This is a genomic window from Desulfosarcina sp., from assembly GCF_041551955.1.
In the GTDB taxonomy this organism is placed as follows: Bacteria; Desulfobacterota; Desulfobacteria; order Desulfobacterales; family Desulfosarcinaceae; genus Desulfosarcina.
This window is the reverse complement of the sequence record NZ_JBFELV010000461.1, coordinates 1-3,957: the sequence shown is the minus strand read 5'-3', so window position 1 is coordinate 3,957 and position 3,957 is coordinate 1. Positions and strand designations below refer to the sequence as shown.

General features: G+C 56.4%; 3 protein-coding genes. All 3 read right to left on the bottom strand.

Going from position 1 to position 3,957, the window contains the following annotated elements:
• A partial coding sequence (locus ABYV26_RS22475) for a YchJ family protein (RefSeq protein ID WP_372683594.1) occupies positions 1-180 on the bottom strand: 180 nt, incomplete at its 3' end.
• A 43-nt stretch (positions 181-223) separates the two neighbouring features.
• Positions 224-1,714, bottom strand: coding sequence for a phosphatidylcholine/phosphatidylserine synthase (locus tag ABYV26_RS22470; protein ID WP_372683593.1), 1,491 nt, complete (start codon positions 1,712-1,714; stop codon positions 224-226).
• 217 nt (positions 1,715-1,931) lie between these two features.
• Positions 1,932-3,957 (bottom strand): transglycosylase SLT domain-containing protein (locus ABYV26_RS22465; RefSeq protein ID WP_372683592.1); only part of this gene is annotated, 2,026 nt, incomplete at its 5' end.

Below are 3,957 nucleotides of genomic sequence, written 5' to 3'. Positions count from 1 at the left end.
GGCCTCCTGGCGATTCGAAGGATGCGTGGTCTCAAAAATATAATCGAAGTTTTTTTTCGCATGGGCCGTATACCGGGATCGCATCAAATCCTCGGCGGTGTCGGCCACCCGATCTCCCTTAATCAACGGTCCACAGCAATCCTCGTAGTCTTTTCCACTTCCGCAGGGGCAAAGCGCCATCGTGCGACTCCAATCATTGGGTTGTTAAATGTTAAACCAGCCGTCAACCTTCGGACAATGTTTCCCGCCGTCTCTCCCGGGCGGCATCTTCAGGATGGATGCGCCATGTGAACAGGGGTGACAGGAGATAGAGAATCATATATCCCAGACAAATCTGCCCGAAGATGGGGGTAAACATGCTGATGGTCAGCAGGAGCAAGTTCGCGCGGCCAAACCAGGGATGGCGGCTCATCGTCCGTCCCAGGTGGATGTATCGGATCGGGTAAATATTCATGATGATCCCGGCAAACACCATGGTGCCGGTGGCAAACCCCCCCCAGAAAAGAATTCGTTGAGAAGAGAGCGCCAGGGCATGGTCGAATATCACCAGCGGCGACATAACTAGCATAGCCGCCGCGGGTGTGGGCAACCCTTTGAAAAAACCAGGTATCGGCGTCTTGTCCAGGGTGAAGTAGACCAGCCGGCCGACACCCAATACCGCATAGAATATGGCAATCCACCCCACGGGCAGCTGCACGAAGCGGTCTTGTCCAAACTGGCTCAGTGTGATGTAGAAAATCCAAGCCGGCACGATGCAAAAGCTGATGGCGTCGGCCAGATCGTCCATGATGCTGCCCATGTTGATTTTCTTCTTGGGCGGTTCATCGGGCAGAGGCTCCGTCAGGCCCAACCGGCGGGCCAGGGCGCCATCCAGCTTGTCGAACGTGGCAGCACCGATCATCATCAGGTAGGCTTCCCGCATCCGACCCTGATAGGCAAAAAACACCGCGATGAGCCCCATCAGCGCGTTCATCACGGTCAGGGCGTTTGGAAATACCGACAGGATTTTTCGTCTGAGCGCCTCATCCTCGTAACACAGTTCGTCCAGGCAGGCGGTACCGTATTTGCGGCAGTAGCCGGCAATGGATCCCAGATTGATAACGAGAAACAGGATTTCTACGAAAAACAGGATTCGCAGGGGCAGGTTGCCCAGATAGGAGATGCGAAAATAGATCCATGACTCCGGCCCTTCGGGGATATAAAAAGCGTACGCGTATAGCAATGCACTGACCGGTGCGGCCACGATGGTTCGCATGCGGTTGTATTCGCTGCTCTCCGGTTCCACGCCCTGGCGGATCGCGAACCCGCGCATGAAGGCCGCGAAGCTGTCCCGCACCAGCACCGTCACACAAAGCACCAGAACAAAAATGGCATGCATCAACTGGCCATGGGTGGGATCTGTCTCCGACACCAGCAAACGCCACATCATGCCAGCGGCGATCACCGGAAAGATAATGGAATAGACCAGCTTGTCGGTGAGGCGGTCCGCCAGGGGCGCAAGCGGCGCATGGGGTCGGAAGCGGGCCGAGAACCAGCCATCCACCAAATCGAAAATCATTGAGAGAATCAGAAAGGAAACCCCGACGGTGTAGACCACCGGGTTTCTACCCCATATGACCGCCAGGGCACAGATCATACCGCCAAAAATCAGGACGGGACGGCTGTAGACAAACATAGCGGCCATCCTTGTCGGCAGCGGAATCTTATCGGTCATGGAAACAATGCCTGTTGGCCTGAAAGATGTCGATCGGGAGCGGCAATTATCAAGTCACAGGCATCATAAAGGGATTGCGAACGCTAGTCAAGCTGCGAACCGCCGGGTATCTGCATCATCTGTAGAGTGGGCAGGTTGCCTCCGAAAAATAGAAACGATGCAATAAGATCGAATTCGCTCCGCAGAAGACAGCACCGACCAGGTATTGCGGTTGGGTTCAGGCTTCCGGCATCGTTTCTATGGCAGCCGCCTCCGGACTATTTTCCAGCAGGCTTTCAATGGCGGGAATCATGAGCGGCTGGTGAATTTTCAATGCCGCCAGGTTCACACCGGCATTGTAGTGTCTGATCAGCCACAGCGGAAGATCGAATTTATCCCGGGACAGGGTCCAATAGCTGTCCCCCGGCTGGACCCGGTATCGCTGGAGTTCGCCGACCCGGTAAGCCGCAAAAAAATCCTCGTGCAGCCGCTTGTGGAACTCGTACCGCCGAGCTTCGAAATCCTCGGCAGACACATCATCCAGCGGAATTTTAATTGTCTGGTGCAACAGCAGCGGTTGGGCGAAGGGTAAGTTGTTCAGGCGACGGATAAGGGATGCGCGCACACCGGCCCACTCGGCATAATGGCCAAGGGTCTCCTCGACCTCGACCTGTACAATGCCCACCGGTCGCTGTTGAACCCGGACAATCCGGACGAACCCGACATGGGCAAGAATGCCTGGTTGGGTTTCTAATTCGAGCGCCATCGTCTCTTCCGGCGCGGTATCGGGTTCTTTTTCCGCCATCGCCAGCAGATCGGCGGGTGACGGTCCCGGACGCCGATACCGGACAACAGCGTTTTCAACGGGGATGCTCTCAGGTATGGCAGAGGTGCTAAATGAACTGTCCTCAACCGCCACAAGCACCACAGAGTCCCGCGGTACTTCCAGTGGGGGTTTTTTTTCGCTGTGCACCAATTCTCCGACCTGTGGAATGCGAAGGGTCTGGCGAACATAAACGGTCGCCCGCCGATCCATATTGTTGGCCAGAATCAGGTCGTCCAGCTTCACCCGGTGCATGCGGGCAATCTTGCCGGCTGTATCCCCCCGCTGAACGGTGTAAAACCGGCTGGGTTTCTGAGCCGTCTTGAATAACGTCGGGGGAATATGGGTCAATGACTGGCCATCTGATTCAGAGAGGGCGGGAAGGTTCAGCACGTATCCCTTGGGAACATACTTCTGGCCGCTGAACACCGGCGGCCGAAGGGCTGGATTCATGCCCCGGACCACTTTGGGGGAGACCTCGAAATGGCGACAAAGATCCGTGAATGCCGCAAACCCATCCAGCCTCAGGGTCCTTGATCGAATGGGGGTATTCAGGGCCAATGGTCCGAAATAACGATGATAATCAGATGCCACCCGGCGGGCGGCCAGAAATTCGGAATAAAAATTCCTCGAAGCGAACTTAAACGTGCGGCCTTTGTAGGACCTGAAAATATCGGGATAGTCGCCGTGAGCAGCCTTGGCCCGCTGCATGCCCGCAGCACCGTGGTTGTATGCAGTGATGGCCAGGGGCCAGCTGCCCAGCCGATCGTGGTTTTCCTTGAGCAATTTAGCGGCCGCCTGGGCGGCGGCAATGGGGTCACGCCGCTCGTCCAACACATAATCCACCGTCATGAATCGCTTGCCCGTGGACCGGGTAAACTGCCACATTCCGGCGGCACCGAACTTGCTGTAAGCGTTGGTATTAAAGGATGATTCCACGTGGGGCAGATAAGCCAGATCCTCGGGCACCCCACTGGATTTTAAAATCGCACGTATCCGGTCGATGTAAGCCCCGGAACGAATCAGGCCAGCCTGGAAACGGTCCCGTTGACCGATCTGACAGCGAACCCGATGACGGGCACGGCTGAATGTGTGTGCCTTCGCCCCGGGTCCAAACAGCGCCGCCACCCGTCGACAGTCGGTATCTTCTGCCAACGGGTGGGTAGCCAGGCGATTCAGTGTCGACTCTATCTTTTGGCTGGCTTGTCTCATTCTCCGGCGGTTGATTTTCCGGGCACCCGGATGGTCGGCGGGCTTAAGGTCAATCACCTCGTACACGATATCCAGATGCTCACTGTCGTGGACGACGCCCTGGGTGGTTGAATAACGGGCATAGATATTCGTCCAAAAGGTTACATTTGGATCGATGACCGGGTAAAGGGGAAAGGGTTCTTCGGCGGCATGGGCGGATGGGTGGGACAGGCCGAGCAGAACCGAAAGG

Bases quoted from the DNA above. Each gene is read 5' to 3' on its own strand.
- ABYV26_RS22470 (WP_372683593.1), bottom strand. From the start codon at position 1,714: ATGACCGATAAGATTCCGCTGCCGACAAGGATGGCCGCTATGTTTGTC.